Origin of the sequence: Ciceribacter azotifigens, from assembly GCF_048159625.1 — a bacterium.
Classification (GTDB): domain Bacteria; phylum Pseudomonadota; class Alphaproteobacteria; order Rhizobiales; family Rhizobiaceae; genus Allorhizobium; species Allorhizobium azotifigens.
The window spans coordinates 69,515-85,599 of sequence record NZ_JBLQTA010000007.1 but is presented as its reverse complement, the minus strand read 5'-3'; the positions used below and the strand labels follow the sequence as shown (position 1 = coordinate 85,599).

The following is a 16,085-nucleotide window of genomic DNA, read 5'->3' as shown; positions in this document are numbered from 1 at the left end:
TTTGCCCTACCTGGGTGGCGGAACAATAATGATTGGTCTGCGGACCTTTGGCGCGCTGTGGAGTGTCAGGCTACAGCGCCGATTGTCGGTGGAAGGCAACTCCGTGATCAACGCCGACCATCAGGTGCATACAAGGTCCGGCCGAGGATCACCGGACGAAATCGAGCCGACTGGAAACCAGTCTTGGCCCGGTATCGCTGCCAGAAGCTCATCGACATATGGATGCCGACCCGCCATCATGACCTCCAAGGGCGTACCCCTAGCCACGGCCTTGCCATTTTGCATCACGACGACGTTGTCGCAGATCTCGGCAGCAACTCTGAGATCGTGTGTGATGAAGAGGATCGCCAGACCGCGTTTCTTCCTCAGTTCGTCGAACAAGACCAGTATCTCCCGCTGCATAGATACATCCAGGGCCGACAAAGCCTCGTCGGCGATCAATACCTCTGGGTTGGCAGCGAGGGCGCGGGCTATGCAGACGCGTTGGCGCTGGCCTCCCGAAAGTTCGTGAGGAAACCGGTCGAGAAACCTGCGGTCAAGCTTCACGTCGTCGAGAAGACAAAGAGCCCTCTCCCGTTCTGCGCTTCGCGCGGAACCGTTCACCCGGGCGACATCCATGAGCGTCCGACCGATCGTGTGACGCGGATTAAGGGCTGCCGTGGGGTCCTGAAACACCATCTGCATGCAATGCCGATACCGGCGCTTCAGGGACCGCGGAAGCGGCACGATGTCTGTCCCATGGACGGCAATCGCCCCGGAATCGGGTTCCTCCATACCGATCAGGCACTTCGCGAAGGTCGATTTTCCCGACCCGCTTTCACCGACGATGCCAAGCGTCTCTCCGGCGGCCAGCTCAATCGAGACATTGTCGAGCGCGGTGAAATGCCCTTTGAATGTCTTGTGCAGAGCGCGGGCGGATATGATCGGCGCAGCTTGCAGCCCACCGGATCGCGGCCTCCACGCCGGTACCGCGCCGATGAGCGCCCTCGTGTAATCGTGCCGGGGGTCCTTGAGCACATCTCCGAGCCTTCCCTGCTCGACGATACGGCCATGGCGCAGGACCACGACATCATCGGCAATTTCGGCGACGACACCGAAATCATGGGTGATGAAGAGGACCGCCGTCGAGAAACTCCTCTGCAATTCTTCAATCAAGTGAAGAATTTGCGTTTGCGTCGTCACGTCGAGTGCGGTCGTCGGCTCGTCTGCGATCAGGAGATCCGGATTGAGCGCCATTGCCATTGAGATCATGATGCGCTGGCGCTGGCCTCCGGACAGCTCGAACGGGTAGGAATCGAGGATGCGGCGAGGGTCCGCCAGATGCGCCAAATCGAGTAGTTCACGCATGCGACGTTCGCGCCCACCCTGCGGCTCGATGCAATGGGCCGAGAACACCTCGTCGAACTGCGTCCGGATATTTCTCACCGGATTGAGCGCGGACATCGGATCCTGGAAGATCATACTGATCCGCTTCCCACGCAGGTCGCGCATCGCGGACTTGGTCAGCCCGAGCAGGCTGTCGCCTCGGAATCTAATATCGCCTCCGGTGATCCTCAATTGTGTGCTCGGCAGGAGGCCAAGCACCGCGTTGGCGATCATCGACTTGCCCGACCCACTCTCACCTACAAGGCAAACCGTCTTCCCAGCCTCGACAGAGAAGCTGACATTTTCGACAATGGGCGTCTCTTGCTGCCCGAGGCTTACGACGAGTTCGCGAACGTCAAGGACGAGGCCAGGCATCATTTGGATTCCCTCCGCTCGAAATACGGATCCTGGCTGTCGCCAATCGCATCACCCAGGGTCGTGATCGAGACGATCGTCGACATGATCGCAAGTCCTGGCAGGAAGGTGAGCCACCAGCTCTGCGACATGACCCCACGCCCGGCACTGATCAGATATCCCCAACTGACGACCTTCGGGTCCCCGAGACCTACGAAGCTCAGCGCACTTTCGAACAGTATCGCCATCGACACCATCAGAGCTGCCATGACGGTCAGTGAAGACAGGATGTTTGGGAGTATCTGAGACCACGCGACGCGGAGGCTCGATTGCCCGGAGAGCAAGGCCGCCTGAACGAACTCGCGTCTGCGCATGGAGAGAAACTCGGCGCGCGCCAACCGGGCAACGGGCGGCCAACTGACGACGCTGATTGCGATCATGATGGAAAGAGTCGACGGCGCATAGATGGCGACCAGCAAGATTGCAAGCGCAAAGCTCGGCACGGTCTGGAACATCTCCGTGCTGCGCATCAGGGCACTGTCGACGCGACCACCAACGAAACCAGCAACAGCCCCAATGCTGGTGCCGACGACGATTGCCACGCAAGTCGAAACGAGGCCAATCACCAGCGATGTTCTCGCCCCAAACATGAGCGACGCCATTAGATCTCGCCCAAGTGCATCGGTTCCAAGCGGGTGCGTCATGTCCGTGAATGGTGCAATCAGGGGACGAGCGACCATGCGCCAAGGCCCGTCGGGGAAAACGATCGGCGCAGACAGCGCCGCTAGAGCGATTGCAATCAAAATTGCGAGTGCAAGCACGGCGTCGAGCCGTGAAAACAGTGATTTCCAGATCGGCATCGGCTCAGTCCTCAGGCGCTGCGGGTTCGCGGGTCGACAAACCGGTAAAGGAGGTCGACCAGAAGATTGGCCAGGATCACGATTGCCGAGGTGACGATGAAGACCCCGATCACGACATTGTAGTCCCGTGAACCCAGTGCCTCGTACATCAGACGGCCGATGCCGGGCCATGCAAATACCGTCTCTGTCAGGATCGTTCCGGCGACAAGCTGTCCAGCCTGAACGCCCGCCATCGTCGTGATCGGCAGCAACGAGGTGCGCAGCACATGCCGAAACCAGATTTTTGCCGGCGCCATACCTCTGGCATGCGCTGCCTTCACGAAGAGGGCATTGGCTGTATCGATCATCGATGCTCGAACGAGGCGCGTATAGAGTGCCATGGTAAACAGCGCCGAAGCCATGGCCGGCATGACGAGGTGATGCAGGTAGTCGAGAATTGCTGCGATCCCGGTATAGCCCGCCCCGATCGTCTCGGTGCCATGCGACGGGAACCATCCCAGCTTGCCCGAAAAGAGAAGGATCGCCATGAGGGAAACCCAGTAATACGGCGAGGAGAAGAACAGAACGGAGCCTAGGCCGATCAGCCGATCGATCCACCGGCCGCGGTGGATCGCGGCGACAAAACCTGCCGCCGTGCCCATGAACAGCGCAAGGATAAAGGCCGCACCCGCAAGGATGAGTGTATTGGGAAGACGTTCGGCGATCATGTCGAACACGGGCCGACCCTCGCGATAGGATTTGCCCAAGTCGAGGCTCGCGACGTCCCTCAGATAATAGCCGAGCTGAACAGGCAACGGCTGATCAAGGCCCATCTGGGCACGCAGGTGCTCGATGTATGCGGGATCACCCGAAGCTGCCTCACCGGCGATGAAAGCCGCTGGATCGCCTGGCGCCGCCCTGACGAGCAGGAACGTTCCGGTGATTACGACAAGGATCACGACAATGCGCTTGGCGAATTCGGACAGGACAGTTCTGAGCATGGCCTCAACTCCGGGCGCGACCCGGCGGACCGGCTGACGCGCCGGTCCGCCGAACTGGCACCTATTTTTCGATCCAGACATTCTCGAAGCTGTCGCTGAGACCAAGTGCTGTCGTGATCAGGTCCCGGACCTTTGCACGGTATAGCGTGGGAAACTGAAGCTCCGCCGTCCAAACCTGGACGGCATCGTCGGCAATGATCTTCTGGGCCTGGGCGTAGAGTGCGGAGCGATTGGCGGCGTCACCCACGGCGTCGGCTTTCGCGAGCAACTCGTCCAGTCGGGGATTGGAATAGCGGCCAACATTGTTCCATGGCGAACCGATAACGTCGTTGCGCGAATAGAAGTTTCGCGTCACACCGACCGCAGGGTCACCATACTGGTAGAGATAGATATTACCGAGATCATAAGTGCGCTCGCCGAGCTTTTTCAGATAGCCACCCACGTCATTGGTGTCGAGTTCGACATTGAGGCCGATTTCCTTCCAAGCCTGCACTTCATATTCGGCAAGGCGCGCCCAGGCGGAGCCGACGGGTGCGGTGCTAAGCCTCAGCACCTCGCCCTTGTAGGACGACGCGGCAATGAGGGCCTTCGCTTTCTCAACATCGAATTCGTATGCGTTGACGGACGGATCGAAGAAAAGCGTCCTTGAATCAAATGCACCGCGTGGCGGTGTAGCAAGGCCGCTGAAAACCACGTCGCGAACGAAGTTCTTGTCCAGTGCATAATTCAACGCCTGGCGCAGTTTGACATCGTCAAGGGGCGCCTTCTGCGTGTTGATCCACAAGAAGGCGTGCGGAGCCAGCATCTCCCAGCCCTTTGTGGTCGATTTGACACCATCCAGGCCTGCGAGTCGCGAAACGTCGAAACCTTCGAGGTTGGATGCCGAAACGACATCCACGCTGCCTTCTTCAAAGGCGACCGCGCAGCCCTGAGCGTCCGGAATGATCACAAAGTAGAGTTCGTCCAGATAGGGTTTTGTTCGGTCGCGGTATTCGTTGAAGCGGGCCAGATGGATGAAGCTGCCCTTCTTCCATTCCTTGACGAAGAACGCCCCCGTTCCGATCGGCGTCGCATTGGCCGGATTTTCCCGAAAACTTCCGCCCGCATAAAGGTGAGCAGGTATGATCGGCAGGTTGCCGTAGTTCAGCATGTGGATGAAGGAGGGAATGCTCTCCGCGAGCGTAAACCGCACCTGGTGTTCCGACGTCGCCTCGACCTTCTTCACCTTGTCGGCGATCAGTTTCAGGCGATCATTCTCCACCGAGAACACCTGGTACGAGGCCACAACGTCAGCGGCGGTAAACGGTTTTCCGTCATGCCATTTGGCGTTTTCCACGAGGTTGAAGGTCCAGATCAGTCCGTCGTCGGACGTCTCCCACGAACTGGCAAGCCAGGGCTGCGGCTTCAGCTCGAAGTCGAACTTGACGAGCGCCTCATAGATCTTGCTGGAAACAATGCTGGCGGAGCCAAGGCCGGACAGACCGGCCACTGCCGTCGGCGGTTCGGGAAACAGCGCAATTTTCAGCGCCCCGCCTCTCTCCTGTGCCGCAAGCGGCGCTGCAAATGCCAAGCCCACCGCGACGGTAATGGCAACCAATGATCCAAGTTTCATTTGTCTTCTCTTCCAACTGTTCATCTTTGGGCTCCGGCTGCGAGACCCGCCGTTCAATCAACTTGCTCTTGCCTACCGGTTCGCGCGAAATGGTGCCGGATCGAGAAATCGGTTAATGACATTCGCCGTCATCCGGACGACGTCGTTACGGCCAGTCGCGTCACCACCATCGAGCAACGCCCCGACCCAGGTCATGGATCCGACGGAAAAGACCGCGCCAGATCGGCCGGCAAACCTGATCGCGATGTCCGACCGCGCTTTGGGATCGGTAAAGGGAAGTACGGTCGACAACATTTCTTCCTTGGTACGAAGCATGGACTGGGGATGGCCCAAACTGCTCGCGATCAGGTGAACATCTGCATCGGGCGCAAGACGGCGCTCGACCCGGTCAACTTCCTGACCGGCCGCGCCGTTGCCGAGCCAGCCGTGGCGTCCGAACGTGTCGCCCACTCCGTCGAGTGCAAAGGCGGCTGGCCCTGAACGGGCATCCGGATTGACCTTGTAATACCCGCTCTCGTCGAACCCTTGCGCGGCGAAGCCTACTCCGGCCAGCCGGTTCGGCGGCCGGCCAAGTCGCCTCCAGAGCCCGCCATAGCCTCCGTCCATCATGTGGTGACCCTCGCCCGGCTCGGCGATCCATGCACGGGTGCCGTCTTCGGTGCGGCGCACCTCGATCTGGCCGGGGACACGGTCCGAGACGCTCACACGCCAGTAAAAACCGTTGCCGCCGAGATAGAGCAGCCGGCCGCCGCCGTCACAATAGGCGTCGAGCGCATTCAGCATCTCTGCCGAATAATATTCGGGATGGTTCCCGGTAACGACAACCCGATGTCCGGCCAGGGCTTCGGTCCCTTCGCGGTGCAGGTCTTCGTCAGTGAGCACGTCGACCTGGCCGAACTGCTGCGTAAGCCAGCTAAGCAGCCATGTGTCGGGCACTATACCCCACGGCAGGCTCGCAAAGCGCATCGACAACACAGGTCGCAGGCGCGAGGATAGCATGACCGGCGAACCGTCCTTGTGCCGGTCATAATGCGACCGACCAAATCCCTGATGTCCGTCGATAGGTGACTCGTCGGGATAGCAGGTGATCCCGTGGTCCGGCCCGCGCATCGCTTTCGGCGCATTGCCGTAGGACAGATAGGTAAACGTCGGAAGGAGGAGGGCGACAGGTGCCTTGGAAGCATGACGCGCACGGACCACGAAGGGGACCACGTCCGACCCGCTATCGGTCTCGAGCGAGATACCATAGAGCCCTGAGGCGCAACCCTCAGGGATATCCAGCGCCAACGCGTCCGGCCACCCGCAATCGGCCAAGTCGTCGGAATGGAAATGAACGGCGTTGTAGTGCCCCGGCCGCTGACGCCAGTCAAAGACGCTGCCATCCCAAAATGGGCCCGTGATTGCACGGGTCGGTGTGTTAACCAAGACGGCATCGCAGCGCGCAGGTCCGACGTCGATGACGCGATCGCTTTCCGGGAGCAGCGAGAAGTCCCATCGCGAATGGATCGCCGCCGCGCCATGGGCGCGTGTGACACGTCGCCACCCCTCAGGGCCGCCGGCCAGTGCCGATGCGATATCCCGGGCGTCGGCGGACGCGAGCACCGGGTCGGCGACACGCCCGTCGACAACCTCACACGGCAGACTACCTGACATGCGCGCGCCGAGCGACAGGGAATATGCCGTTTCCAGTCCTCCAAGCCCGCATTCCGCGGTGTCGATGCTGACATTCCCGAAAAGCGGGGCAATTGCTAGAACGGCCCCTCCAGTCGGCTGTGCGAAGGTGACAGCAATTGCCGTCCAGCGCCCGCGTTGAAGAGCAGACCCGGCGCGCAAAATTGCAGAATCCGTAGCATCGACGACTGCGACATGTCCGTCTTCTTCGACGCGTACGCCGCCGAGATCGGCTCCATTCGCGTCATAGAACCGCGCGATTGTCTGCCGCCGCCCCATGAGGGTCGGCATGAACAGGAGACCGAATGTCTTGGTCGCGGAAACCCGCACGGCCTCCGCCACCGGAGCCGTCGCATAGGAGCCAAGCGGCGCCTTGTGATACTCCCCCGCCAAGACCGTGTCTTGGAAACCTTCGGCATTCCCGAGGCTCACCTTCGGCCCGGCCTCGGACGACCAGAAGGCGCCCTCGATCCTGCGGACGCCGAGACGCACCTGCTTGGCAGTCGTAGAAACCTTGATCCGTAACGTCTCTCCCGCCATCACGGCGATCGGGTCCGTGTAACCGACGACATTCTTGGTAGGCGACGTACTCATGACGACCTCACAGGGTTTTCATATAGGCGGGCATGCCCGAAGAAAGGTGCGCCGACCCGTAGAGCCTGCGCGTGGGGTAATATTCTGCGTTATGCTGGACTTCGCCGGCAGTATCCGCGCCGGCTGTCTCGGCGATGAAATGCAGCATCAGATCCATCCCGGCAGACACCCCACCGCTGGACCAGACGTTGCCGTCACGGACGAAACGTTCCTCGACCACGTCGACACCGGCCTCACGCAGCCGGTCCAGGACCTTCCAGTGCGTCGTCGCCCTGCGGTTCTTGAGGAGACCGGCGGCCAGCAGAATGAAGCTGCCGGAACAAACCGACAGGATATTCTTGCCCTCGCCACCGTTATCCCGAACGAAGCCGATGAGGCGCTCGTTGCGCATCTCATCGAACGCGGAAAACCCTCCGGGAACCACCAGCGCATCGAGCGACGGACAGGTCGCGAAATCGTATTCCGCACCGATCACGAGGCCTTTCGCACACCGCACCGAGCCTTTGCCTGCCCCGACAACCAGGCAATCGGGGCCGCCGGCATATGTCTGCCACATCGTGGCCATTTCCCACGGCCCCACCAGGTCGAGCTCCTCGACGCCCGGATAGGCAAGAAAGCCGATCCGCTTCATCGGTTCTGACCGTCCGCCATTTGGGGGCGGCGTTCGGATTCGTCGCCGTTGACCACCATGAACAGCCAGTCGGCGACTGCGGCAGGCTTTTCCTTTCCATCGACCTCCACCGTCATCTCGATCGTGACCAGGAACCGGCCCTCCCCGCGATCTTCGGTCTTCTTAAGTTTCGCGATACCACGGATCGAGGATCCCGCCGGAACTGGCGCCATGAGCCTCACCCGGTCGAAGCCGTAGTTCAACTTGTAGGCCTCGGTGGAACCCCGCTTCAGAATCTCATTGATCATCGCGGTCATCATGGAAATCGTCTGAAAGCCGTAGACAATCGTCACGCCGTAGGGGCTGTGCTCGCGCGCCCAGCCAGGATCCATATGCATCGCATCAACGTCCTTGGTCAGACGGCCGAATGCGTCGATGTCCATCTGGTCGATGACATACCAGCCAGACCGGCCGATTTCCTCACCGAGGTGCTTTTGGAGTGATGTCCTGTCGGAAAGATCGATACGCATGAGTTTCTCCTAAGAATCAAAGGCAATTGACGGCAGCCACAAGGCCAGGTTGGGAAAGGCCATCAGGATCAGGATCATGAGAAAAATGATGGCGACGAACGGCAGCGACCCCATGATGACGTCGCTGAGCGGCCCGCCTTTGCGTACCCCCTGCACAACGTAGAGGTTCATGCCGATCGGCGGCGTGATCAGCGCTGCCTCCAGCAGCAGGGTCAGGACGACACCGAACCAGATCGAGTCATAGCCAAGCGAGACAACGATCGGGACGATGATCGGTACCGTCACGAGGAGGATTGAAAAGCCCTCCATGAAACAACCGAGCACGAGGTAGAAGGCAACGATGGCAAGCATCAGCATCGTCGGGCTGAGATCGAGGGCGACCACGACGTCGACAATCTGCCGGGAGATGCCGAGGAAGGTCATGACGAAATTCAGCAACAATGCGGTCATGATGATTGCGGTGACCATGGCAGTCGTGCGCATGGTGCCCTCAATTGCTTCGGTCAGCATGGCGACCGTCACTCGGCGATGCATGGCGGCAAGCCCCAAGGCTCCCACGACACCGAACGCGGCGGCCTCCGTCGGCGTTGCAATTCCGACATAGATCGTGATGACGACCAACCCGAAGATGAACAGCGGCGGGAACAGATCGGGGATCGCACGAATGCGCCTCTTCCAAGAGGTTTCGACCGGCCTTCCGCCCGCAGCCGGGCGCATGATGCAAATGCCGGCAATCAGCAGCATGAACAATCCGGCCAGAACCACTCCGGGAAGCATGCTTGCCATGTACAGTCGCGGGATCGAGGTTTCGGTGAGTGCCCCGTAGACGATAAGCGAGACGGAGGGAGGAATAAGTATCCCGAGCGTCCCGCCGGCCGTGAGCGAGCCGAGGAAGAGCCGCTGGCTGTATCCATGCTTCTCGATTTCCGGAATTGACACTGTCCCTATCGTCGCGGCGGTCGCGACGCTTGAGCCTGACGATGCGGCAAAGAGGGCGCAGGCCCCGATATTGGCATGCATCGTCCCTCCCGGGAGCCAGGACAACCATTCGACCAGAGCGCCGTACATACGTTCGGCAATACCCGCGCGCAGCAGGAGTTCGCCGAGCAGAATGAAGAATGGGATGGCGACAAGAGTATCCGAGGACATGGATTGCCACGCGACCTCGCCGACCATCCTGTCGAGTGGCGCCGACGTAAAGAACCACATCAGTGCGAAGGCGACGATACCCAGCGAAGCCGCGACCGAGATCGACAGGGCAAGCGCGCCCAACAATATGGAAATAGTGGCGGTGATCATGACATTTCTCCGATCGCGCGGCTGCCGGTTGAAGTCGCGGCAGGTGCGGAGATGTGGGATAGCTCCTGTTCGACTTCATCGGCAGGCGACAGTAACGCCGCGGCGTCCTGTGTCTTTCCGGCTCGAACCAGCCCGATGAAACGAACTGCCACTGACAGCGACGCGATCAGTGCGGCAACCAGCCCCAGAGCCCAAAGCCCCTGGGGAATAGCCAGGTAGCTGCGCAAAGGCGTAATCGACCGGGCTCCCTCCTGCCAGGATTCCCACGCAAGGCCGCAGGCGCGATAGGCGATGAGACCAAAAACGAAGGTAAACGAGACCCAGGAAAGAACGTCCATTCCAGCGCGCACAGATGCGGGAAAGAAGTTGCGCAAGATATCAATCCGGATATTCGCGCGCTGCAGGATTGCGAGTGGAAATGCGAGAGTCGTCGTGACGGCGAAGACATAGGCAGTGATTTCGTCCACGCCGCCGAAAGACTGACTTAGATACTTCCGCAAAAGGGCTTCGACCGTGATGACGAAAGACATCACGATGAGGGCGCCCCCGCACGCCCAGACAAGAATGCGGGCGCCGCGCTCAAGCGTGCCGTGCCCGCGAAGCAGGATTCGGTCCAACATCACTGATGTTCCCAATTTGTGGTTTTTGGATTGTGTCTGGCGCGATTACGGTTTCGCGTCGACGCCGACCACCGCACCGGCGGTTTCATTCCAGCGCGCGGTGCATTCGTCACCACAGCGTTCGGCGTAGCGCTTCAGGACAAACCCGGCGAGCAGTTGCTTCCTGATCGTTTCGTCGGCGTCCGTCGCCTTCACGAGTTGCATCTTGGCAGGCTCGCCGTAGCGGCATTTCTCGCCCTGGCCCGTGAGGCAGGCCACCCCCTGGATCTGCGAGTCCTCCAAAGCGGCCCAAGCGCCATCCACGAATTTGGCGACTTCCGCTTCAATCAGCGCCTGCGTTTCGGGATTCAGCTTGTTCCATCTGTCCTTGTTCATGGCAAGGAAGGCGACGCCGGCGGAGACGGGCGTCTCGTACACGTACTTCACGACGTCCTGCCATTTGGCGGTGTACATGCTGATACCGCTGGAAATGCCGCAATCGACTACGCCGCGCTGGAGTGCTGGCACGACATCACCAAGCGGGATCGTGACACTCACACCACCCAGTCCTTCGGCCATGTCGCCAAGCGTCGTGGAGTAGACGCGGATCTTGCGCCCCTTCAGCTCCGCCAGACCGCTAAAGGCGTCACGGCAAACCAGGATCTGCGCTGGGAACGGATAGCTCGCCAAAAGCTTCACGCCATGGATACGCTCAAATGCCTCGGCGACGACTGGCTCATAGGCCTCGACAAGCCGGCGGTTCTCCTCACCACTTCCGGACGCAAGAGCGAGGTCGATTCCCTCGAATACGGGATTTCCCGAGGCGATGTAGGAATAGGCGCCAAAGCCAGCGTCATAGACGCCGGTCTGGAGCAATTTGACCGTTTCGAAGCCTTTAAGACCCAGATCAGTCATGGGCTGAATCTCGGCGGAAAGCTTACCACCCGAGGCGTCGGGCAACGCCTTGCTCCACAGCGGCGCCTCGTGCTCCTGATACATGGCGCCCGTGCCCCAAGTACCCACGACCTTAAACTTTCCTTCCTGGACCTCCGCAAGCACCGTGCTTGCAAGGAGGCTGAATGCACTAGCGGTTATGAGCAGTCGCTTCATGGTAAGGTTCCCCTTTTTTTGCTTCCACGATGCGATCAGTTTCTCATTTTTTACACGCTTGTCAATATCTATCCGAGCGGTTCGGAACTGACCTGCCCTTCCGCGTCGACAAGTCGGCTGACTGAACGTACGGCCTGGGCTGCAACAACCTCGGCGACCGCCTCGGCGCTCATCTGACCGTCGGGTTGGAACCAGAAGACGGTGTAGGACAAGATGCCGAGAATGCCGAACGCCGCCATGGTCGGCGAACCTGGTGCGAATTCACCGGACTTCTGTCCGGCGACGACCACATCCCGGTAAAGACCGACGATGCGCCGTTGCAGCCTGAGGATATCAGCGCGCTGCTCCTCACTCAGTTTTGCGGCATTGCGGAGCGGACCGTATAGAAAAGCATTCACGAAGGGAATGTAGGCACGATCGTCCAATTCATGGAAAACCTGTGCGCGAGCAAGGGAATAGAGTTGCAGTGCGGGATGTGACGGGAGATTTTCTACTGCCTTTTCCATCGCGGCAATCTCATCGAGAATTGCCTTTTCCACCGCCTCGTAGACAAGTTGTTCCTTGGACGAGAAATAGTGGTACAGCGCCGGATGCGTCAGACCCAGACTTGTCGCGATTTCCTTGATCCCGGTGGATTCCAGCCCACGTTCCGAAAAAACACGAAGCGCCTCGGTCAATATATGCTCGCGTCGCTTTGAATAGCGTTTGGACTGGTTCACTTCGGTCGACATGGTGTTGCTCCTAGCCCTTGGCTTCCATGGTCTGGTTATCACGGCACATACCGCAAAACGCAATACGTGTACCTTTAGCGATAAGGTAATCCCATACATTTGACAAATGTGTCAATTTCGATCGATACTGCGCGGCGCGTTGTGCGAACAGATAACAGGCGGCCCAATGACCCACAGCAGCTCAATTCCGGAAACCCGAATCGCCGCGGCGATAAGTCGAACGCATGAAATCGGAGAAGCCATTCCGCGCACGACTATCGGAGGCGCGGTAACGAATGCATGCACTCGCTTTGCCGACCGGGTGGCGATTGAGGTCTTCGATCGACAAGAACGCATAACCTTCGCACAGTTTGAGGCGCTGACCCACCAATATGCCCGCGCTCTTCTTAAGATGGACATAGGCCCAGGTGACCGCGTGGCGGTCATGCTCCCCAATCGACTTGCCTATCCAGCGCTCTTTGTCGCCATTGCCCGCATCGGCGCGGTCCATGTGCCCGTCAACACGCGCTACACGCCTCACGAGATCGCCTATGTCGTCAATGATGCCGGCGCACGCATCCTTCTTCACGACACCACTTTCAGCAAGACAATCGACGGTTTGTCAGTCGAACTGGAAGGGACGACAAGGATCGTCGATCTCGGAACCGGGGAAGGTGAATTCGAGCGTGTCGTTGCACTCTGCTCGTCGGAGCCTGTCACGAGTGATGACGTGGCTCCCGACAGTCTCGTGAACATCCAGTATACGTCGGGGACGACCGGCTTCCCGAAGGGTTGCATGTTGACGCATGACTATTGGCTGGTTCTCGCCAATGCGGCCATCGCATGGGATTTGAAACCTGCCCGCCGCATCCTATCCGCCCAGCCCTACTTCTACATGGATCCGCAATGGATCACACTGAAGGCGTTGATCACGGGCGCGACGCTGGTTATCGCGCCAGGTCTTTCGTCCTCGCGCTTCCTGGGCTGGATCCACGATCATTCGATCGAATGGTGCATGTTTCCGCTACTGATGACGCGGCAGCAGCCGTCGCCGAGGGATTCGGAAACGAAGTTGAAACAGGTCGCAACCTTCGGCTGGCCGCCGGAAACCTGCCGCGACTTCCACGAGCGCTTCGGAGTCATTGCGCGCGAAGGGTTTGGAATGACCGAAATCGGACTCGGAACCTGGATGCCGCCGGAGCTTGACGAGATGTATGATTCAGGGAGTGTCGGCATTGCGGCGCCGTGTCGTGAAACATCGATCCGCGATTCGGAAGGCCAACCTGTCGCGCGCGGGGAGCTCGGCGAGCTCTGGGTCAGAGGACGCGCAATCTTCAAGGGATATTGGAACAGGCCGGACGCGAATGACGAGGCCTTCCGTAGCGGCGGCTGGTTCCGCACCGGCGACCTGTTTCGCGAGGACAATGAGGGATTTTTCTACGTCGTCGGCCGGCTGAAAGACATGATCCGCCGCTCGCAGGAAAATATTGCAGCGCGCGAAGTCGAAGCCGCGATCTGCATGCTGCCGGAGGTCGAAGACGCCGCCGCAGTCCCGGTTCCGGATCCAGTGCGCGGCGAGGAAGTGAAGATTTACGTCCAGCTCAAGAACGGTGTCTGTCGCGACACGCTGCCGGTGGAAACGATCCTCGAGCACGCACGCAACTACCTGGCAAAATTCAAGGTTCCGCGATATGTCAGCTATGTCGACAGCTTCCCGCGCACCGCATCCAACAAGATCGAGAAGAAGACATTGATCACCGGTGTCGGCGACTTGCGCAGCGGCGCCTACGACGCCGAGGAAGGAGCCTGGCGATGAGCCTCGACACGCGTTTCCCCTACGCTTCCCGGCGGGTTGCGCAGTTCGGCACCGCCTCCGTTGCCACCAGCCAGCCGGTGGCTGCACAGGCCGGCATAGCCGCTCTTGCCGCCGGCGGTAACGCCGTCGACGCCGCGCTTGCTACCGCGATAACCCTGACGGTGGTCGAGCCGACGATGAACGGACTCGGCGGCGACTTGTTCGCCCTCGTCCATGACGGAGCGAAACTCCACGGCCTCAACAGTTCCGGGCGGTCGGCGAAGGCCTGGCAGCCCGAGCGTCTCGCCGCAGCAGGCACAATGCCGATGACAGGCTGGGATACGGTCACCGTGCCCGGCCAGGTACGCGGATGGGAGGCGCTGCATTCGCGTTTCGGACGTCTGGCTTGGGCAGATCTGTTCGAAACCGCGATCCGTTATGCAACGGACGGCTTCCTCGTGCCGCACGTTGTTGGCCTGCACTGGGCCATGCAGGCCAACTGGTTCCGTGACGTGCCGGGCTTTGCCGAGATGTTCCTCCCCAATGGCCGCCCGCCAGAGCCTGGCGCGCGTTTCCGCAATCCGTACCTCGCCTCTTCGCTACGGTGCCTCGCGCAGGAAGGAGCGGACGCGTTCTATCGCGGCCGTCTTGCAAATCAGATCGTGGCGTTTGCCGAAGAAACCGGCGGGTCGATGCGCAAGGGCGACTTGGAGGACCACGCTGCCGAGTGGGTCGAACCGATGTCCGTCGATTTCGCGGGCGCGACGATCCACGAGCTTCCGCCCAACGGACAGGGGCTGACGGCCCTCATCGCGCTCGCCTTGATCGAGCGCATCGGCTTTGGTCGGAACGCTGCAACCGACCTCCATGTCGAGATAGAAGCGACACGGCGTGCGCGCGAGGTCGTCGCCCGAACGGTGGGCGACCCACAATCGATGCGGATGGAACCTGCAGCACTTCTCGACGGCGCGGTCCTCGACAGGCTTGCCGGCGGCATCGATCCGGAGCGGGCACGGCCGGCCGATCCCATCGCGAACGAAGGATGGGGTACTGTCTACCTTTGCGCCGCCGATCACGAGGGAATGATGGTTTCACTGATCCAGTCGAACTACCGCGGCTTCGGGTCTGGCCTTGTCGTGCCCGGCACGGGCATCACGCTGCACAACCGGGGCTCCTGCTTTGTTTTCGAAAAGGGCCATCCGAATGAGGCGAAGCCATGCAAGCGACCGTTCAACACCATCATTCCGGGGTTCATGACACGCAACGGTCGTCCGCTGGCGGCCTTCGGCGTCATGGGGGGCGGAATGCAGCCGCAAGGCCATGTCCAGATCGCCGCCCGCCTCCTCGCACGCGGCGAGAACGTGCAGGCGGCGATCGACGCGCCGCGCTGGCGCATCGCAGACGATGGAACGCTCATGGTCGAGGAAGATCTGCCGGAGGCACTGGTCTCGGACCTCTGTCGGCGCGGACACCAGGTCGTCCGGCAACCACGTTGGGACTATCAGTTCGGAGCCGCGCAGGCCATCGTGCGACGTGACGACGGTTATGAGGCGGGAACGGAATCGCGCCGCGACGGCTGCGCTGCTGTAATCTGACGGTGCGGGCAACTTGTTCGTCCCCGGGCGAGACCTCGGGGACGACGCTTCATCATGAACCCTGCCGGTTCGCCTGAGCTTTCCGAAGTCGCAAGTCAAAGCGCGTCGTTTTGAACCTACATCACCAATGCGGCGCCGTTACCGCCGTGTGCGCCCACGGCGGTGCTGTTGCGCAGTTCGTCCAGCGGGGCAACCGCGCCTGCGCATGCCCTACCGCCCTTATCGAGAACGATGGTTGCCACGTCCGATTTCACATCCTCATAACCCCGAGGAGCGTAAACCACAGCATCGGCGCCGAAGGCCTGGTCCAGCAGGAAATCCTGTCCTCGTTGGACGATTTAGGATGACAGACTGCTCTATTCCCCGTGTCTGTCGTTCAGTGGCGAGCAGGATGGCGGGCG

13 protein-coding genes are annotated in these 16,085 nt (G+C 60.4%); 2 read left to right on the top strand and 11 right to left on the bottom strand.

Features of this window, described 5'->3' with window-relative positions:
- Positions 1-120: 120 nt before the first annotated feature.
- The 11 genes from ACM6UT_RS12250 to ACM6UT_RS12200 all read right to left on the bottom strand — a co-directional run bounded on the left by ACM6UT_RS12250 (position 121) and on the right by ACM6UT_RS12200 (position 12,315).
- Positions 121-1,743, bottom strand: coding sequence for a dipeptide ABC transporter ATP-binding protein (locus tag ACM6UT_RS12250; protein WP_416797627.1), 1,623 nt, complete (start codon positions 1,741-1,743; stop codon positions 121-123).
- Entirely contained in the window at positions 1,740-2,579 is an 840-nt protein-coding gene (locus ACM6UT_RS12245) for an ABC transporter permease (protein ID WP_416797626.1), read from the bottom strand. Before ACM6UT_RS12245 ends, ACM6UT_RS12250 begins: the two co-directional genes overlap by 4 nt.
- Before the next feature lie 11 nt (positions 2,580-2,590).
- Positions 2,591-3,559: an ABC transporter permease gene (locus ACM6UT_RS12240; RefSeq protein WP_416797625.1), complete on the bottom strand. Its 969-nt coding sequence runs from the start codon at positions 3,557-3,559 to the stop codon at positions 2,591-2,593.
- A 61-nt stretch (positions 3,560-3,620) separates the two neighbouring features.
- Positions 3,621-5,171 (bottom strand): ABC transporter substrate-binding protein, encoded by a 1,551-nt coding sequence (locus tag ACM6UT_RS12235; protein ID WP_416797624.1) that lies wholly within the window; start codon positions 5,169-5,171, stop codon positions 3,621-3,623.
- A gap of 72 nt (positions 5,172-5,243) precedes the next feature.
- Positions 5,244-7,436, bottom strand: coding sequence for a N,N-dimethylformamidase beta subunit family domain-containing protein (locus ACM6UT_RS12230; RefSeq protein ID WP_416797623.1), 2,193 nt, complete (start codon positions 7,434-7,436; stop codon positions 5,244-5,246).
- A 7-nt stretch (positions 7,437-7,443) separates the two neighbouring features.
- Positions 7,444-8,067: a DJ-1/PfpI family protein gene (locus ACM6UT_RS12225; RefSeq protein ID WP_416797622.1), complete on the bottom strand. Its 624-nt coding sequence runs from the start codon at positions 8,065-8,067 to the stop codon at positions 7,444-7,446.
- On the bottom strand, positions 8,064-8,576 hold the full coding sequence (locus ACM6UT_RS12220) for a MaoC/PaaZ C-terminal domain-containing protein (protein WP_416797621.1): 513 nt from the start codon (positions 8,574-8,576) through the stop codon (positions 8,064-8,066). Before ACM6UT_RS12220 ends, ACM6UT_RS12225 begins: the two co-directional genes overlap by 4 nt.
- A gap of 9 nt (positions 8,577-8,585) precedes the next feature.
- The gene (locus ACM6UT_RS12215) at positions 8,586-9,875 is read right to left on the bottom strand and encodes a TRAP transporter large permease (RefSeq protein ID WP_416797620.1); all 1,290 of its coding nucleotides are present in this window, start codon (positions 9,873-9,875) and stop codon (positions 8,586-8,588) included.
- Entirely contained in the window at positions 9,872-10,495 is a 624-nt protein-coding gene (locus tag ACM6UT_RS12210; protein ID WP_416797619.1) for a TRAP transporter small permease subunit, read from the bottom strand. Before ACM6UT_RS12210 ends, ACM6UT_RS12215 begins: the two co-directional genes overlap by 4 nt.
- A gap of 45 nt (positions 10,496-10,540) precedes the next feature.
- Positions 10,541-11,584, bottom strand: coding sequence for a TRAP transporter substrate-binding protein (locus ACM6UT_RS12205; RefSeq protein WP_416797618.1), 1,044 nt, complete (start codon positions 11,582-11,584; stop codon positions 10,541-10,543).
- 68 nt (positions 11,585-11,652) lie between these two features.
- Entirely contained in the window at positions 11,653-12,315 is a 663-nt protein-coding gene (locus tag ACM6UT_RS12200; RefSeq protein WP_416797617.1) for a TetR/AcrR family transcriptional regulator, read from the bottom strand.
- Between the two features lie 106 nt (positions 12,316-12,421).
- Here ACM6UT_RS12200 and ACM6UT_RS12195 point away from each other — a divergent pair, with 106 nt between their 5' ends.
- Both ACM6UT_RS12195 and ACM6UT_RS12190 read left to right on the top strand, forming a co-directional pair.
- Positions 12,422-14,110 carry a class I adenylate-forming enzyme family protein gene (locus ACM6UT_RS12195; protein WP_416797616.1) on the top strand — a complete coding sequence of 563 codons (1,689 nt, stop codon included), beginning with the start codon at positions 12,422-12,424 and terminating at the stop codon, positions 14,108-14,110.
- The gene (locus ACM6UT_RS12190; protein WP_416797615.1) at positions 14,107-15,684 is read left to right on the top strand and encodes a gamma-glutamyltransferase family protein; all 1,578 of its coding nucleotides are present in this window, start codon (positions 14,107-14,109) and stop codon (positions 15,682-15,684) included. Before ACM6UT_RS12195 ends, ACM6UT_RS12190 begins: the two co-directional genes overlap by 4 nt.
- Positions 15,685-16,085 lie beyond the last annotated feature (401 nt).